This window comes from Acinetobacter sp. C13 (assembly GCF_016809775.1).
Taxonomy (GTDB): Bacteria; Pseudomonadota; Gammaproteobacteria; order Pseudomonadales; family Moraxellaceae; genus Acinetobacter; species Acinetobacter pittii.
This window is the reverse complement of sequence record NZ_JAFBJL010000003.1, coordinates 375,839-393,381: the sequence shown is the minus strand read 5'-3', so window position 1 is coordinate 393,381 and position 17,543 is coordinate 375,839. Positions and strand designations below refer to the sequence as shown.

Genomic DNA, 17,543 nt, shown 5'->3' with positions numbered 1-17,543 from the left:
ATCCTTATACTTAGTGGCAATTTTTCTCATAAATTCGTGGATGCTACATGAGTCGCGCCATCTCGCACATTGATACATTTCAGGGCTTAATTCTTGCCCTACAAAACTATTGGGCCGAACAAGGCTGCGTCGTATTGCAACCTTACGACATGGAAATGGGCGCTGGAACATTCCACACCGCAACATTCTTACGCGCTTTAGGGCCTGAAACTTGGAATGCTGCATACGTTCAACCTTCACGTCGTCCAAAAGATGGCCGCTATGGTGAAAACCCGAACCGTTTGCAACACTACTATCAGTTCCAAGTGGTACTTAAGCCAAATCCAGACAATATCCAACAGCTTTATCTCGATTCTTTAAAAGCAATCGGGATTGATACGCTTACTCACGACATCCGTTTCGTAGAAGATAACTGGGAATCTCCAACGCTAGGTGCTTGGGGCTTAGGTTGGGAAGTTTGGCTTAACGGTATGGAAGTAACTCAGTTCACTTACTTCCAACAAGTCGGTGGTGTTGAATGTTACCCAGTAACAGGCGAAATCACTTACGGTTTAGAACGTCTTGCAATGTACCTTCAAGGTGTAGACTCGGTTTATGACCTTGTTTGGACTAAAGGCCAATTTGGTACTGTAACTTATGGCGACGTATTCCATCAAAATGAAGTTGAACAATCGACTTATAACTTTGAATACGCTCCAGTTGAAAAACTATTTGAACTATTTGATTTTTACGAATCAGAAGCAAACCGTTTAATTGAAGCAAAACTTTCTCTTCCTGCTTATGAGCAAGTCGTTAAAGCTTCTCATACCTTTAACTTGCTTGATGCACGTGGTGCAATTTCTGTGACTGAGCGTCAACGTTACATTTTACGTGTACGTACTTTAGCGCGTGCTATTGCACAAAGTTATGTACAAGCACGTGCAGAACTTGGCTTCCCAATGGCAGAACCACACCTACGTGATGAAGTATTGGCACAGCTAAAAGCACAAGCTGAAAGTGAAGCAGCAAAGGCGGAGAAAAACTAATGAGCAAACATACTGTTTTATTCGAACTTGGCTGTGAAGAGCTTCCACCAAAAAGCTTGAAAACTTTACGTGATGCATTACAGGCAGAAACGGTAAAAGGCTTAAAAGATGCGGGCTTAAACTTCGCATCAATTGAAGCTTATGCAGCTCCACGTCGTTTAGCGCTTAAAATTGTTGATATCGATGCTGCTCAAGCAGATACACAAAAACGTTTTGACGGCCCTGCTGTTCAAGCGGCTTATGATGCAGAAGGCAAACCGACTAAAGCACTTGAAGGCTTTATGCGTGGTCAAGGTATTACTGTTGATCAGCTTTCTACATTCCAAGCTGGTAAAGTTGAAAAAGTTTGCTATTTAAAAGATGTGAAAGGTCAAAGCCTTGACGCTTTACTTCCACAAATTTTACAAACTGCATTAGACAATTTACCAATTGCTAAACGTATGCGTTCTGCTGCAAGCCGTACCGAATTTGTACGTCCAGTGAAATGGGTTCTTTTACTCAAAGACGACCAAATTATTGACGCAACTATTCAAGATCACAAAGCTGGTAATGTAACTTATGGTCACCGTTTCCATGCACCTGAAGCTGTGACTTTAGCGCATGCAAATGACTACTTGGCTGCTTTAGAAAAAGCTTACGTCGTTGCAAACTTTGAAAAACGTCAAGCAACCATTCAAGAACAAGTGAAAAAGTTAGCTGATGAAGTGAACGCAACTGCGATTGTTCCAGCTGACTTACTTGATGAAGTAACAAGTCTAGTTGAATGGCCTGTAGCTTTACGTGCAACTTTTGAAGAACGCTACTTAGCTGTTCCTCAAGAAGCTCTTATTACGACAATGCAAGACAACCAGAAGTATTTCTGTTTGATCAATAGCGAAGGTAAATTACAGCCTTACTTCATTACTGTTTCAAACATTGAGTCTAAAGATCCAACTCAAATTATTGAAGGTAACGAAAAAGTTGTTCGTCCTCGTTTGTCTGATGCTGAATTCTTCTTCTTACAAGATCAAAAGCAACCGCTTGCATCTCGTAAAGAAAAATTAGCAAACATGGTATTCCAAGCACAGCTTGGTACGCTTTGGGACAAATCAACACGTATTGCAAAACTTGCAGTTGCATTATCTTCAATCACTGGTGCAAACCCAGCCGATGCTGAAAAAGCTGCATTACTTGCTAAATGCGACTTAACCTCTGAGCTTGTTGGTGAATTCCCAGAACTTCAAGGTATTGCGGGTACTTACTACGCACGTATTGAAGGTGAAAACACTGAAGTTTCAGAAGCTTTAGGTGAGCAATATTTACCAAAATTTGCTGGTGATGTTTTACCAAAAACCAAAACAGGTACAACCATTGCTCTTGCTGACCGTTTAGATACACTTGTTGGTATTTTCGGTATTGGACAAGCGCCTACAGGTTCTAAAGACCCGTTTGCTCTTCGTCGTTCAGCAATTGGCATCTTACGTTTAATCATTGAAAATGAATTAGATGTAACTATTGAGGAGTTAGTGAATCTTGCGCTTCAAGGTTATGGCGATATCGTTAAAGACCACGATAAAACTCGTGCTGATGCTGTTGCGTTCTTGGAAGGTCGTTACCGTGCTAAGTACGAAGACCAAGGTGTTGCCGTTGACGTACTTCAAGCGGTTCAGGCCCTTGCACCAAAATCTCCACTTGATTTTGACAAGCGTGTAAATGCTGTTAACCACTTCCGTACACTACCTGAAGCTGCTGCACTTGCTGCTGCAAATAAACGTGTTGCGAACATTCTTGCAAAAGAAGCAACACCTGAAGGTTCTGTAGTTCAAGCAAACTTGGTTGAAGACGCTGAAAAAGCATTATTTGCTGAACTTCAAGCAGTGACACCTGTGGTTGAACCATTACTTGCAGCAAAAGATTACACAGCTGCCCTTTCTAAGCTTGCAGCACTTCGCGCGCCGATTGATGCATTCTTTGATGGCGTAATGGTAATGGCAGATGATGCTGACCTAAAAGCAAACCGTTTACGTTTATTGGCTCAGTTACGTAACTTGTTTACTGCTGTTGCTGATGTGAGTGTGTTGCAGGGTTAAAATTATATAAAAATTAATTTTTGTATAATTAAGCTTTAATAAAAACCATGTTTTCACTCTAGTTGGAAACATGGTTTTTTATTGAAGAATTGCATGCAGTATAATTATTAATGATTATTTTACATCCAATTAATAAATAAGAATTATTTACTTCCTTCACTTTTTATCCACAATTCAATAAACTAAAACAAATAATTACCAAACTTAACAAAGTACCATTGCAATGAAAAACCTAAATTTATTACTCATATCAACATTATTATTTACTGGATGTGCAACGACTAAATCGATTCAATATCCAGCTGCGGGTAAACAAACCTCTCTTTCCGTTTCTTCAGAACAATTATCTTCAATGACTGAATCAGGTGCAGGTGATTACTTTATAAAAGACAGCCAAATATTAGTTGGTGATTCAAGCAATGCTTCTGCCAGCCCAGTTTCTGGAATGTTCGGTCTTATCGGAGTAGGTGTTGCAATGGCAATTGATAAAAACGCAAATAGTTCAGCCATTGAAAAAAGCTCTCTCAATCAACCTATTAAATTTGACCAGTTAATACATCAAAAAATTACTGACTCTCTCACCCAAAATAAAACAGATCCTACTCTCAAACTTCTAAGTTTAAATCAGGCATCTGAAATTAAAATTGTGCCTTATTCACGTCTTTCTTTCCGTGAAAAACCCATTGTAAAAGTAAATTTTGGATTAAAAACACAATTTAAAAATGCAGCGGACAATAATGCAGATACAAAACGCTTATATCACTATGTAAGTAAGGATCGTATTTCTTTATCTGAATGGGAAGCTAATAATAATTTATTATTTATGAAAAAAGCGGATCAAGCATTTAGCGCTCTTAGCCAAGTATTCACTTTAGATTTACAACATCAATTAAATTTAAAAGCATTTGATGAGAACAAGCAAAAGAACTGTAAAACTAATGCGGATACATCCTTAGTTTCTTTTATCCAAACTCCTGACAATTTATGTGTTGGTGTAGTTAAAACAAATAAAGGAGATGTATTCGAAAATAGTATTTATATTGTTGAGCAATAATAAATATTAACCAAATACATTGGAGAACTACTTAAATTTAAGTTGTTCTCTAATGTAATCAAACAAATGCTTTAATTTCTTCTAAAATTTTCGACGGCTCAAACCACATAAAGTCATAATCAGCTACATTATGAATATAAAATGGATCATTTTTCATAATTTCTTCAGCTTCTTGAATCGAAGAGCTTAAAACCAAAATCACCCCACCTACTCTATTTTCCCGGCGCCCCGATGCCAGAAATTTCTTTTGCTCATAGTAATGATCTAAAAATGCAATATGTTCTTTCAATACAGCATCAACTTCGGCTAATGGTTTTTTATAGGTCAAGGTAACAACAATCATCTTATTCTCTTAAAGCAAGTAGCGTATGACATAGCATTAGTCTATAGATAGTTTAATGATCTATAGATTATTCGATAGTACGCCTATTCCCCCAATTCATCCATACCAAACTCCCCACAATAATCACCCCACCTAACAGCACCATTATTGACGGTTTTTCATTTAAGAAAAGTACTGCCAAACTCATTGCGACAATGGGCGAACAATATAAAAAATTCGATGCAATCGTTAATGGCATATTTTTAAGTACATATCCCCAAAGTACATACGCCATCGCACTTGGAAAAATACCCAACAAAACTATAGACATATTGGCTTGCCAAGTGGCATGTAAAATTTCACTAGATAAATGAGCACTATAAAATAGTAAAGGAATGGTCCCGAACCAGATGATGTAGCACATCATGCTCAAAGCATCATAATTTAAAGCAAATTTCTTATATAAATTAAAGTAGAGACCCCATGCAATTGCAGCTAAAACTATCAACAAACTATAAGGACTCGGTATACCAAAACCATGATCTCCACTAACCACCAACACGGCGCCGCAAAGCCCCAATAAAATACATAACCATTGTTTGAAACTGATTTGTTCCTTAAAAAGCAAAGCTGAAATAATAAAAGTGAATAGCGGAATAGATTGACTTAAAATGCTAGATGCAACCGCAGTCACATATTGCTGCCCTGTATTTATCAGCAAATGATGCAACGTTACAGAGAAAAATCCTAATACTGCAAGCGCAGGAACATCTTTCCAATTTAAAGGCTGAATGCCTTTTTTCATGACCAAAAGCAGTAAAAAAAACGATGCAATCAAAAAGCGAAGTAAGGCAATGTGCTGTGGGGTATATGAATGCAAAGCACTATGCACACCAATAGGTGAATAACCCCAACAAAAGACAGTCACAGCAATACATAAATAGAGCTTAAAAGCTGGAGGCTGGGTTTCGGCAGCAAGAGAAATTGCCATGTTAAATCTGCACTAATGAAATGGAACTCTTTCATCATATGCGCATGGATAGTTGAATAAAATTAACTTATATTGAGTTTAATATTCATTAAAAGTGAATGATAAAACATGGATATCGCTCAGTTAAAGATGTTCCAAACCGTGGTTGAATGCGGGACAATGGCAAAGGCATCAATGCAACTGCATTGTGTACCATCCAACATTACGACACGGATTAAACAACTCGAAGAAGAGCTTGGAGCACCTTTGTTTTATCGTGAAGGTAAAGCTTTAAAACTCACCCCATCAGGAGAAATCTTTCTCGATTATTGCCATAAAATTTTAGCGCTATGCGATGAGGCAAAACGAAGTATTCATCCAAATGCCCCACCTTCTGGCCCATTAAAAATTGGAGCAATTGAATCTTCTGCTACCACTCGCCTCCCCAATTTACTTGCGAAATATCATCAACGCTTTCCAGAGGTTTCCATTCAAATTATTACAGGCACATGGAAACAGTTATTAGTTGATATTTCTCAGCACAAACTTGATGGTGCAATTGTCGCGGGCAATATTGATTTTCCAATGTTAAATAAGCTCGGTATTTACCAAGAAGATATGGTCTTAATTGCATCTCACTCTTTGGGAGAGATTCATTGCCAAGAAGATTTGATTGGTAAAGAAATTTTTATGTGGACCGAAGGCTGCCCTTACCGCGCTGCACTTGAAGAATGGCTTAAGCTCAAAAATATTTCGCTTCCAATTACCAGCATTACCAGTTACGCCACAATTATTGGTTGCGTGAGTGCAGGCTCTGGTGTGTCTTTAGTGCCAAAGAGTCTTTTTGAGCAATATAAAAATTTAACCAATATTCGAGGCTATAAATTTGAACATCTTGCCTTTATGCAAAATCAATTTTTTTGGCACAAAAATGTGAGCAACCATAAAGCCAGAGACATGTTTATAGAATTGATTAAATCTGAATTTATCGTTTAGATTTTTTCCTACAACCAACTATCCATGCAAAAATCTATGCTTTATATAAAAGCATGATGCATAAAAAGCATCGCTAAATTTCACATTTTAAAATTTTATAAATATAAAACAAAAATTTAATCAAATACCAATTATAACTTTAGAAATAAGTTCTGCATAAGTCATCCGCTTTTTGCAATGATCATAATAAAAATACGCTCATTCTAAACCTATAGAATTTTTTGAGTCGTTCAACATGAATAAAGCAATTGGAATTTTAGGTGGTATGGGACCACAAGCTACGATTGATGCTATGAATAAAATTATTAAAAATACACCAGCACATTGTGATCAAGAACATATTCCTGTCGTTACAGTTTCTATCCCAGATATTCCTGACAGAACTCAATCCATTATAAATCATGATGATAAACCACTCGAGAAAATGGCTGAATATCTTAAAATCTTAGAAGCAGCACAAGTCGGTTGTATCATTATTCCTTGTAATACTGCTCATTTCTGGTTTAACCAACTGCAAAAGCGTACCCAAACTAAAATGATCAGTATCATTGAGTCTGCGGTTCATTTTATTCAAGACAGTCAAATTGATGAGGTGTGTATTCTTGCTACATCTGCCACAATAAACACCGAGCTTTATCAAAGCCAGTTTATTGAAAATAGTATTGATTTCTCTACTCCTTCTGCTGAAATGCAAAATAAAGTAATGCAAAGTATTTACCAATACAAAGCAGGAAATATTCAACAAGCTAGAGAAATGATAAATGAAGTTATTAATTTTTACACTAACAAGAGAAATATAAAATTCCTGTTGGCTTGTACAGAAATACCTCTCATTTTAGAAGAAAGTATTGAGGCTTATCCTCAACTATTCATAGACACAACCGACATACTCATTAAAAATGCGATTGCGTGGTATCAGAATTCTCCTATAGCAAAAGTTGCATAGTTAAATGAAAGATAATGCAACTTATGCATAAATTGGTTTAGGCAATTGTCCAGTCAATTGCCTTCATAAAGTTCCATAAACTTTCAGAAGCTGTATTGAGCCTCGCACTACTACGATATAAGTAAATATCTACAGATAAGACTGAATCTTTCAAAGGGACAATCATGAGTTGATTTTTTTCAAGCTCATCCTGAATGCTGTAATCAGGTAACCACCCCACTCCATATCCCCCTTTAATCATATCTTTAAGCAGTAAACTCATTGAAGACACAAAATTTGTCTCAAATTTGTCTGAATGATGCTCTTGAAGAAACTTATTTACTTTTTTACCCATGTAACTGTCATCGGTGTAATTCATGAGCGGAACTGAAGTATCTTCAAGTGAATATTTGGGACGACCTAAATGGTTAGGTGCAGTGACTAAATAAAGCTTTGCTGAAAATAATTTATGGCACAAGAACTGTGGATTCATAAGCTCGTCATCATAAAAAGATGCAATAAAATCACATTGTCCATTTTTAAGAGAATCTACAGTTTCATTTACGTTAATGGCTTCAACATGAAAAATCTTTTCTTGATAGTTTTTTAAATTTCCTAAAATTTTAGGGAAAATATAACCCGCCAATGAGTGAGCAGACGCAATAGTGACTTTACTTCTAACATGATTATCACCTTTAATTCGATCTATATTGAACTCAAAATCATCTAGCAAATTTCTGGCATGTAGAACAAAAAGCTTACCCTTTTCTGTCAACTGTAACGGCGAAGTTTCTCGGTCAAAAACCTCGAATCCCAAACTATTTTCTAGAGCCTGAATACGGCGACTTAGCGAAGACTGTGAAATATTCCTAATATCAGAAGCTACTGTAAAATTTCGGTATTTTTCTAGAATGATCAGATCATATAACCATTTTAATTCTATATTTTGTATCACCTGAAGCTCCAGATCATTCTAGGAATTTAGATATGCTATTTAATTATATTTGAAATGATGATTTATCGTAATCAAATCGTATGGGTTTTATCTCATTGCAGTACAAGCTTTATTTTTAACAGTAAGATCACCTCTTCATCTTTTGATTTTGGTTGGGGAGATTGATCCATATGAAAACCTTACAAGTGTTATGCGTTGCAAGTTCTATATTGGCTTCATCAACCTTATTTGCAGAAACAACACAGCCACAACAAGTTGTTGAAACGACATCCAAAACACAACCTTATGGTGACAATCCTAGCCTAGGACGTGTCCTGTTGTATAAAACAGGTAAAGGTATACAAAATTTAGGAAACTCTATTCAAGGTGCTTCTGAAAATACGTCAAATAAAATTAGTGAAAAATGGCAAAGCACTAAAGAATTTACAGCTGAAAAATCAGAAGTTGCCCAGCAAAAAGTAGATACTGCTAAAGTATTTACTGAACAGAAAATAAAGCAAGCCAAACAAAATATTACCAGTAGCCGAAATGGTGAAAATATTCCGATTGAGCAAGGTGAATTAAGTAAATCGAGCACAACAGCTAACTAATTTTTTGGATAGCGCGATAACTTCGCGCGCTTATAAACCCAGATATTCATCTAGAAATAATGTCATTAAGTATAAGAAAGCTAGGAATCTGCCTTATGAATAGTCAAAAACTCCTCTTTTCAACACTATGCTGCTTAGCATTAACTGCGTGTGCGACCTCTACACCTCCTTCTTCATCTTATTCTCAGGCACAAGTTTTAGAACAAGATACGAATATCGAGGCTTATCCCTCTACTACAGGTAATGTAGCCAAACTCATTAAACAAGATAAACAGGCTTGTATGATTGAATTTACTGGCTATTTAGGGGGTGGACATGTAACTGAACACTGGACTTTTAATAATAATGGTCTGATTTCAGCGACCTCTTCGACTATGCAATATCCTGATGAATCAGGCATATTAAATCAGGCAACCAACTCTACAACCAAAAGCTCAACGACTTTTAATATTCAAGATCCAGAAATTCAGAATAATTTCAAGAAACTCCAAAGCAACTTTAATCCAGCGAATCTAGCAAAGTGTAATTAATACTTTTTTCATAAAAAGCCCGTTGCAGAAGTTACCCGTTGCAACGGGTTATAGCTATTTAAAAATTTCTTGGACCTAATTTAAAAAATTATAAATAAGCTATTAATTAATGGTTAAACCATTTGTTGCTGCCAGTAAATCAATACGTGGGAAAACCAAGCCCGTTCTTGAATCAGTAATTGGTTTACCTGTCGTTTTTAAACGGCTGATGGTTTGATCAATACTTTCTGTTGGACTCACACGATTTGCTCGTAACAAAGCAATTGCACCTGCCACATGTGGTGTCGCTTGAGATGTACCACCCATGGTATAACCACCCGCCGTGATCATTGCTCCCGGTGCTAATAAGGTCACAAGACTACCACCATTACTAAAGCACGCCACTTTGTCTGCCGCTGTGGTCGGGTCCGAACATTTCACAGGGTTCCCCCATGACACACCACCAATATTACTATCATAAACAGCCCCCACTCTTACTGCACCAGCAACACAAGCAGGAGATGAGATGCCATCTGAAAATGCATCATTGCCTGAAGCGACTACAGGTACCACACCAGCAGCTCGCGCATTGGCAAATGCAGTTCCATAACTACTATCACTACACTCCGAGGTATATTTAACACCCGGTACGCCAAGGCTTAAGTTGACTGCTTTAATATTATAGGTTTGTGCATTATTTACAGCCCAATTAATCCCTGCGAGGATATCACTATCATAAGCTGTGCTTACCCATTTACCTTGAGATCTGACCTTTCTAAAAACATCTATGCCTATAATTTTGGTTTTGGTAGCAACCTTAGATACGATGCCTGAAACATTACTCCCATGCCCATCATCATCTAAAGCGCCATCATCTGGTGCACTATCAAATGAATAAACCACTCGACATGTGCTTGATGGTGTATTTACTGCCGTACAGCCAAAATCAGAGTGAAGATAATTCACACCTGTATCAATCACTGCCACACTAGAGCCTTCGCCCGTAAAACCATTGGTATTGGCCTGTGGTTGATTAATTAAAGGTAAACTTTCATTGGTCGTAGTCCGGTTAATACGGTTCGGATAAACTGCTTTAACATTTGGATCATTTAATAAAGTCACCAAAGCTTCGCGATTACTAATTCGATAGAAAGCTAAAGGCAAATTATTGTAGTCCCGAAGTACTTGGACACCACCAGCACGATTAAACCTTGCCTGTATATTCTTTTTATTTGTTGCAATATAACTCCGCCGCTCTAAACCGGAAGGCACACTCACCGAAGGAATATTGTATTCGACGATTAAATCATTCGAATCATTATTGACCAAGGCATCCAAATCGATTTTGCCCTGAAATACTTTTTGTTTTGCTGCTTGATTTAACCGCTGTTTAGCCCCTTGAGAATCCAAAGGAAGAGCGGATGCAGTTGTACTTAATATCGTACATAGACCTAATAGAAATAACGTTTTACTTTGCATTATTTTTCTCCGTAGTTTTTCAACTAACAATTTGCTTATTTCGCTTTTATTTCATTTGCTGGATCTTTTTCTGGATCAATCGGTTGAATAGAAAGATCACTTTTTGTGTCATAAAAAGGAACGGTATCAGCTGATACCGATTGAGGATGAGTTGAATGTTGAGATAGATTTTTAGGTTGAGTAGGCTCCTTAAGTTTAGAAAGAAAGGACGATGTGTCTGGTTGTGGCGAATTCGACTCATGTAAAGCAGAATTGAACACATCAGATGCACCACTTGTCGGCTTAAGATAGAGAACAACGGCGACTAAGCCGACCAATACAAGAAGGGAAGCAATAATTTTCATCTGTCATATCTCTGTTTTTTTGTTTATAGATATCTATTTTTATTTTTGATTATTCGAAATAAAGCGCTATTTCTTTAAATATATTTCATGTGAAATTTCTATTTCATGAAATATACAAACCTGAGAAAAACTAAAGTACTTTTTCCCGAATAAGCAAAAATACAGTTCTGCCCTGTACATTTATATTTCTGGCAGAATATGGTTCAAAAAAGTGCTAAAAAAGCACTCCATTCTCATAATAAGCAATAATTATGCCGTTTCCTCTAATAAATAATGAGATTCACATCACATTTAAAGATATAAAGGACAAGTCGAGAAAAACCGAAAGAGAAAAAAATTAAAGGATATTTTTTAAAAAAGGAAAGACAAGAGAGTCTAATTAGAATATCTAACAAATAAATGTTCTTTTTCACTTTATTATTAATTTTTATTAATCTTCACAATTTATCCCTAGTCTGTTTACTCAACGTAACACTGTTGTAACATTTTGATGAAGCCAGTTCACAAGACTATATTCCCTTAGCTATGATTCGTTTGCGTTTATGAAATACCTCACTAAAAGGGTATATTCTTTGAAGGATATCGCAATGAAAATGATGAAAACAGCTATCGTTACTGCAAGTGTTCTTGCTTCTGCCTCTATTTTTGCACAAAGTGCGGGCGTTAATGCAGGTGCTTCTGCTCAAGTAAATGTACAACCGGGTGGTCTTGTTAGTGGCGTAGCCAATACAGTCAAAAATACTGCACATACTGTGGGTAGCACAGCAAAGCATGCTGGTCATGTAGCGGCTGACACTACAGTTAAAGCAACAAAAAAAACAACAGGAAAAGTGACTGAACTTTCTTCTAAAGCTGCAAATGGTACAAAACATTTTGCTGCTGAAGCTGCAGCAGGTACTAAAAATGTAGCAACTAAAGCTGCAACTGGTACTAAACATTTTGCTACCGAAGCAGTAACAGGTACTAAAAATGTAGCAACTAAAGCTGCAAACGGTACTAAAAACCTAGCAGTTGAAGCGAAAGCTGATACAAAAGCAGGTGTTGATGCTGTAAAAGCTAAAGTTGCAGAAAAACAAGCAGACCAAAAAGAATTTACTGCTGAAAAACAAGCTAATGCTCAAGCGCATGTAGATGCTGTAAAAACTCGTGTAGCTCAAAACCAAGCTGAGCAAAAAGAGTTTGTAGCTGACACTAAAGCTGATGCTCAAGCAAAATTAAATGCAGTTCAACCAGCTCATGGAGTTAACGCTCAAACAGGTGTAAACGTTGGTGTTAATGTTGCTGGTATTAATGCAAATGCAAACGTAAATGCAGGCGCTCAAGCGACTACACAAAAAGCTGAAAAGAAATCTTTTATTAAAGGTCTTTTCGGTAATAACTAATCCGTTATAAATAAAAAAGGGCAATTAATTGCCCTTTTTTATTTCTCAAAAATCAAGTATTCAACTCGTTTCAGTTAAAACTAAGCCTGCACGTAAACCAAGCTTCACATTTGGGTTTGGAAATAAAATCCAGACCTGATCTTGCTCAACCACATAATTACCAGAAGGTTGAGTTGCAATGATTTCACCTTTGGTAAAAGTCGAAAAATTCGGAGCTTCAGCAGATAAATTCATCTGGAAGTCTTCATCTTTTTTAATTAAAGAATCAGACACTTTAAAGACTCGAATTTTTGTTTTATTGCGTAGCGGTAAGGCTTGCTCAGAAACTACATTACGAATAACTTCATCAATTGCAGCAAATTGGCTCAAGTCATTTTGCCCAAATGACAAGGCTTTGCCTAACTCTAAAGTTGCGCTCGCCGCTTTAAAATTCTCACTCGTAAAATGTGTAAACGTTTTACCTACCGCATTGTGATAAACCAAAGCATCTAAATCGGCTGCTTCAAGACTTGCTGTTAAATCAGCATCATAGCCATGCGTTTGATATGGAAATAAAGCAAACGTTGGTAACAATGAAGCACGAATTGCTGTGTGTAAATCATAGTGATAGCGTTTAGCGTCACTTGCACTTTCTTGAAAGAAGTTTGTGACAACTTGCTCTAAAACTTCAGCACGCTTTGATTCTTCAGTCACGGCTAGAGTTTTATATCCACCACAAAACATTCGATTTACATCGTCATGCACATAGCGTTTGCCTTGACGCATTGCATAAGGGTTACCCAACACAAGCAGCAATCTCACAGCAAGGTTTAAACGCCCTGCAAATAAATCCGTGCAAAGATGAGATAACAATTCAATTGGTGCTGTTTCATTACCATGCACTCCAGCTGACAGTACGACAGCTTTGTCGTACTGTGCGTTTGGCGTACATTCAAGAAGTCCTTCACCCAACCAGCGCCAAGAAAAATTATTTTGTTTTCCTTCGCGAGTTGTAGGCTGCTCGCCTTGTAAGGTTAATGCTAGAAAATCTTGCATGTCACCTCCTCATTATTTTTGGAAAGGATAAACCGAACCTAAACCTAAAATTTTGGTCAGTTCGTCAAGTGCCATACGGCTTTCCATTAACAAATGCGGATCAGCCAAATCTTCTTGTGCTAAACGATCACGATAATGTTTATCAACCCATTGATTGAGTGTGCCAAACAACTGATCGTTCATGAGTACTTTTGGATTTACGGCATTTAATTCCGTTTCGTTTAAAGCTACGCGTAAACGTAGACAAGCTGGACCACCACCATTACGCATACTTTCACGTAAGTCATATACCTGAATAGCATCAATTGGTGAGCCCATTTGAATCATGTCATTTAAATAGCCCCAGACTGCTGCATTTTGACGAGACTCTTCCGGTACAACAATAGTCATTCCACCATCTGGACGAGTCAAAATTTGGCTATTAAATAAATAGGTTGCTACGGCATCGTCAACGGTAACACGGTTTTCAGGGACTTCAATTGAAATAAAGTCTTCACCGATGCTTGCCATTTTTTGACGAATTTCAGCAAAGGCCTGATCTTGATTTAAAAAGGCATGTTGATGGTGGAATAAAACCTGTTGGTTACTTACCGCGATCACATCGTTATGGAAAACGCCCTGATCAATTACATCCGGATTTTGCTGAACAAAAACGGTATGCGCATCATCTAAACGGTGCAAACGTGCAATAGCTTCACTTGCCTCGCGCGTTTGACGAGCAGGATAACGTTTTGGTCCTGGCAAGCCATTATTTAAATGTTGTTGACCATAAACAAACACCTGAACACCGCGCTTAGCATAATCACCCCCTAAGCGGTTGTGATTGGCTGCACCTTCGTCACCAAACAAAGCCACTTGTGGCAATGCTTCGTGGTGTACAAAGTGGCGTTCATTTTTAAAGATCGCTTGTAAAACTTGGCTTGTAGTTTCAGCTTCAATTGAACGGTGAAACTTATTGTTCAGGTTCGCTGCTGTAAAATGCACGCGCTCATCTTGGCTATCTGCCGAAGGTGAAACGGTAGCTGCATTAGCAGTCCACATTGGAGAAGCTGAACTTAAAGATGACAATAGTTCAGGTGAATGACGCATTGCTTGAGCAACAACGCTAATGTCATCACCTGTAAAACCTAAACGGCGTAACATTGGAACATGTGGACGCTCATGCGGAGCAAGTACACCTTGTTTCATTCCCATGTCAGCCAAGGCTTTCATCTTTAGCAGACCTTGTTTAGCTGCTAATTTTGGATTCGAGGTATTATTACGGTTTTTTGTCGATGCTTCATTACCAAACGACAAACCCGCGTAGTGATGTGTTGGTCCCACTAAACCATCGAAATTTACTTCATATCCTTTCATTTTTTCTTTCCCTAGTGTTTAAGGCAACACAATCCCTGGAGATAATTTTTCTGGTAAGGTTAAGCTGTCACTTTCAAGTGATGCCATTGGCCAAGCACAATAGTCGGCAGCATAAAAAGCACTCGCGCGGTGATTACCTGATGCCCCTACACCACCAAACGGTGCAGCACTTGAAGCGCCAGTTAACGGCTTATTCCAATTCACAATACCGGCACGTGCTTCAATGAGTAAGTCATCAAACAGTTCACGTTTTGGTGAAACCAAACCAACTGACAAGCCAAAACGAGTTGCGTTAGCAATTTTTAATGCTTCATCAAAGTTGTCATAACGTTGAATGGTGGTAAGCGGGCCAAAATATTCTTCATCCGGAATATCTTTCACGCCTGTGACATCAACAATACCCGGAGTAAGTAGAGAACTGTCTTCTTGAGGACGCGTCATGGCTAATAAACTTTTTGCACCCAGCTCAAGTAACTTTTGCTGAGCATTCATCATGTTTGTTGCAGCAACTGACGAGATTACCCCACCCATAAATGGTTGTTGTTCGTCGTTCCAACGGCCAACTTTTAGATTTTTAGCAACTTCAACAAAACGTTGAATAAATGCATCACCTTCAGCACCATTTTTTACCAAGATGCGGCGCGCACATGTACAACGCTGACCTGCCGAAACAAAAGCAGATTGAATAGCAAGATTAACTACTGCATCAACATCAACAATTTCATCAATAATCAATGCATTATTGCCGCCCATTTCAAGCGCAAGAATTTTTTCAGGTGCACCTGCCATTTGCTTATGCAAGTGATAACCAGTGTTTGCACTTCCGGTAAACAATAAACCATCAATTTCATGTGAAGCAGCTAGTGCTTCACCCGTGGTACGTCCACCTTGCACCAAATTCATCACACCATTTGGCAGACCAGCTTGCTGCCAAAGTTTTACAGTTTCTTCAGCAGTCCATGGCGTTAATTCACTTGGTTTAAATACAACTGTGTTGCCAGCAAGTAATGCAGGAACAATATGCCCATTTGGTAGATGGCCCGGGAAGTTATATGGACCGAAAACCGCAAGTACACCATGCGGACGATGACGTAAAGATGCCACACCATCAGCCATTTCAGTTGAGCTTTCGCCTGTACGCTGGTGGTAAGCACGAATCGAAATCGCAACCTTGCCAATCATTGATTGAACTTCAGTTAACGTTTCCCAAAATGGCTTACTGGTTTCTTGGCTAATGACTTCTGCTAAATGCTTTTTATTTTCTTCAAGCAAAGCGGCGAATTTTTCAACAATCGCTACACGTTCTGCAAGTGGTAAACGCGCCCAAGCTGGAAACGCAGTACGCGCTGCCTGACAAGCTTGCTCTACATCAGTAGCAGTAGCCTCGGCACCTGACCATACAGTTTGGTTATCAACTGGATTTGTTTTTTCAAATGTTGCACCGCTGCCTTGTAACCAGACACCGTTTATAAATAAAGAGTTTGACATCAGGATACTTCCATTGGATTTAGTGATAACACACGAACAACGTGACCTTCTTGTACACCGAGTTTTTCAGCTTGTTCATGTGTTAAATTTATTGTGTTATCAACAAGATCAAGCTTTAACAACATTGCCTTATAGTCATGATAATTATCATTGGCAATGAGATATTGGGTCTTACCGACCGCAGCTTCACTTGTAATTTTGACGTTTAGTAACTGACTTTCTTTTACTGCTCGCAATTCATCAATATTGGCTTCAATAGTTGGACCAGCATCAAAAATATCGACATATCCTTGATAGCGTAAGCCTTCCGACTCAAGCACATGATAAGCAGGTAAAGTTTGTGGATGCATTTTTCCAATTACCTCTTGCGCATCTTTTGGCAAGAGATCTACATAGACTGGGAAACGTGGCATAAGCTCTGCAATAAATACTTTTTGCCCAATTCCACTCAAATAGTCTGCTGTTGAAAAATCCATATTAAAGAAATGGTGACCAATCGCATCCCAAAATGGAGAACATCCATTTTCGTCTGAGAAACCACGCATTTCAGCAATTAACTTTTTCTCGAAATATTGCTTAAAGGCAGCGATAAACATAAAACGGATCTTCGATAAGAATTTACCGTTTTGGTTTTCACGACGCTCTGGATCTAAAAATAGTGTACAGAGTTCACTACTACCTGTTCTGTCATTACTTAAAAATAAAGTAGGTAATGACTTATAAACATTTAATGCTTTTGAAGCGTGTACTTGAGTACCAACATGAAAGTTGTACCAAGGTTCAATGAGTCCCACAGCAACTTCAATTGCACTTAACCCAATAACACGTTGAGCTTCTGTATCTTCAAGAACAAATAAATAGCCTTGTTCACTTTTATGGACATTGCCATTTAAAGTATTGCGAGTACGTGAAATTCGAGCCGAAAGTGTATCCATATTTTGTGGCAAGGAAGTCAGGCCTACACCCGACTTACCTGCTAATTTATAAATATCTTCAAGGTCTCGAAACTCGGCATGACGGACGATCATCATGGCTAGCTTTCCT

General features: G+C 38.1%; 17 protein-coding genes. 8 read left to right on the top strand and 9 right to left on the bottom strand.

Annotated features, from left to right (window positions below; all coding sequences use genetic code 11):
- The first annotated feature begins 47 nt into the window (after positions 1-47).
- From glyQ to JGE69_RS11680, 3 genes are all read left to right on the top strand, one after another.
- The gene (gene glyQ, locus JGE69_RS11690) at positions 48-1,025 is read left to right on the top strand and encodes a glycine--tRNA ligase subunit alpha (protein ID WP_002044989.1); all 978 of its coding nucleotides are present in this window, start codon (positions 48-50) and stop codon (positions 1,023-1,025) included.
- Positions 1,025-3,094, top strand: coding sequence for a glycine--tRNA ligase subunit beta (gene glyS / locus JGE69_RS11685; protein WP_199113542.1), 2,070 nt, complete (start codon positions 1,025-1,027; stop codon positions 3,092-3,094). The genes glyQ and glyS overlap by 1 nt, the downstream gene beginning before the upstream one ends.
- Before the next feature lie 223 nt (positions 3,095-3,317).
- On the top strand, positions 3,318-4,148 hold the full coding sequence (locus tag JGE69_RS11680; protein ID WP_199113540.1) for a hypothetical protein: 831 nt from the start codon (positions 3,318-3,320) through the stop codon (positions 4,146-4,148).
- A 58-nt stretch (positions 4,149-4,206) separates the two neighbouring features.
- Here JGE69_RS11680 and JGE69_RS11675 read toward each other — a convergent pair whose 3' ends face one another.
- Together JGE69_RS11675 and JGE69_RS11670 are read right to left on the bottom strand one after the other, a co-directional pair.
- Positions 4,207-4,491, bottom strand: coding sequence for a YciI family protein (locus JGE69_RS11675; RefSeq protein WP_199113538.1), 285 nt, complete (start codon positions 4,489-4,491; stop codon positions 4,207-4,209).
- Between the two features lie 67 nt (positions 4,492-4,558).
- Positions 4,559-5,461: a DMT family transporter gene (locus JGE69_RS11670; RefSeq protein WP_199113536.1), complete on the bottom strand. Its 903-nt coding sequence runs from the start codon at positions 5,459-5,461 to the stop codon at positions 4,559-4,561.
- Positions 5,462-5,569: 108 nt separating this feature from the next.
- Between JGE69_RS11670 and JGE69_RS11665 the strand changes: the two genes are divergently transcribed.
- Both JGE69_RS11665 and JGE69_RS11660 read left to right on the top strand, forming a co-directional pair.
- Positions 5,570-6,436: a LysR family transcriptional regulator gene (locus JGE69_RS11665; protein ID WP_199113534.1), complete on the top strand. Its 867-nt coding sequence runs from the start codon at positions 5,570-5,572 to the stop codon at positions 6,434-6,436.
- Between the two features lie 235 nt (positions 6,437-6,671).
- Positions 6,672-7,382: an aspartate/glutamate racemase family protein gene (locus JGE69_RS11660; RefSeq protein WP_199113532.1), complete on the top strand. Its 711-nt coding sequence runs from the start codon at positions 6,672-6,674 to the stop codon at positions 7,380-7,382.
- A gap of 37 nt (positions 7,383-7,419) precedes the next feature.
- Here the strand turns inward: JGE69_RS11660 and JGE69_RS11655 are convergent, their stop codons facing one another.
- Positions 7,420-8,316, bottom strand: a complete 897-nt coding sequence (locus JGE69_RS11655; protein ID WP_199113530.1) for a LysR substrate-binding domain-containing protein — start codon at positions 8,314-8,316, stop codon at positions 7,420-7,422.
- Positions 8,317-8,486: 170 nt separating this feature from the next.
- Here JGE69_RS11655 and JGE69_RS11650 point away from each other — a divergent pair, with 170 nt between their 5' ends.
- Both JGE69_RS11650 and JGE69_RS11645 read left to right on the top strand, forming a co-directional pair.
- Positions 8,487-8,906: a hypothetical protein gene (locus JGE69_RS11650; protein ID WP_199113528.1), complete on the top strand. Its 420-nt coding sequence runs from the start codon at positions 8,487-8,489 to the stop codon at positions 8,904-8,906.
- A 95-nt stretch (positions 8,907-9,001) separates the two neighbouring features.
- On the top strand, positions 9,002-9,436 hold the full coding sequence (locus JGE69_RS11645; protein ID WP_199113526.1) for a hypothetical protein: 435 nt from the start codon (positions 9,002-9,004) through the stop codon (positions 9,434-9,436).
- 102 nt (positions 9,437-9,538) lie between these two features.
- Here the strand turns inward: JGE69_RS11645 and JGE69_RS11640 are convergent, their stop codons facing one another.
- Positions 9,539-10,894 carry a S8 family peptidase gene (locus JGE69_RS11640; RefSeq protein ID WP_005067195.1) on the bottom strand — a complete coding sequence of 452 codons (1,356 nt, stop codon included), beginning with the start codon at positions 10,892-10,894 and terminating at the stop codon, positions 9,539-9,541.
- A 35-nt stretch (positions 10,895-10,929) separates the two neighbouring features.
- The gene (locus JGE69_RS11635) at positions 10,930-11,238 is read right to left on the bottom strand and encodes a hypothetical protein (RefSeq protein ID WP_005078399.1); all 309 of its coding nucleotides are present in this window, start codon (positions 11,236-11,238) and stop codon (positions 10,930-10,932) included.
- Between the two features lie 587 nt (positions 11,239-11,825).
- Here JGE69_RS11635 and JGE69_RS11630 point away from each other — a divergent pair.
- A complete protein-coding gene (locus JGE69_RS11630) occupies positions 11,826-12,620 on the top strand; it encodes a hypothetical protein (RefSeq protein ID WP_199113524.1) in 795 nt (264 codons plus the stop codon).
- A gap of 60 nt (positions 12,621-12,680) precedes the next feature.
- Here JGE69_RS11630 and astE read toward each other — a convergent pair whose 3' ends face one another.
- The 4 genes from astE to astA are packed head-to-tail and all read right to left on the bottom strand — an operon-like array spanning position 12,681 to position 17,530.
- Complete coding sequence (gene astE, locus JGE69_RS11625) at positions 12,681-13,655, bottom strand: succinylglutamate desuccinylase (protein ID WP_199113522.1); 975 nt, start codon at positions 13,653-13,655, stop codon at positions 12,681-12,683.
- Positions 13,656-13,667: 12 nt separating this feature from the next.
- Positions 13,668-15,011, bottom strand: a complete 1,344-nt coding sequence (astB, locus tag JGE69_RS11620) for an N-succinylarginine dihydrolase (protein WP_174725311.1) — start codon at positions 15,009-15,011, stop codon at positions 13,668-13,670.
- An 18-nt stretch (positions 15,012-15,029) separates the two neighbouring features.
- Positions 15,030-16,499: a succinylglutamate-semialdehyde dehydrogenase gene (astD, locus tag JGE69_RS11615; RefSeq protein ID WP_005804573.1), complete on the bottom strand. Its 1,470-nt coding sequence runs from the start codon at positions 16,497-16,499 to the stop codon at positions 15,030-15,032.
- Entirely contained in the window at positions 16,499-17,530 is a 1,032-nt protein-coding gene (gene astA / locus JGE69_RS11610) for an arginine N-succinyltransferase (protein WP_002116871.1), read from the bottom strand. Before astA ends, astD begins: the two co-directional genes overlap by 1 nt.
- Positions 17,531-17,543 lie beyond the last annotated feature (13 nt).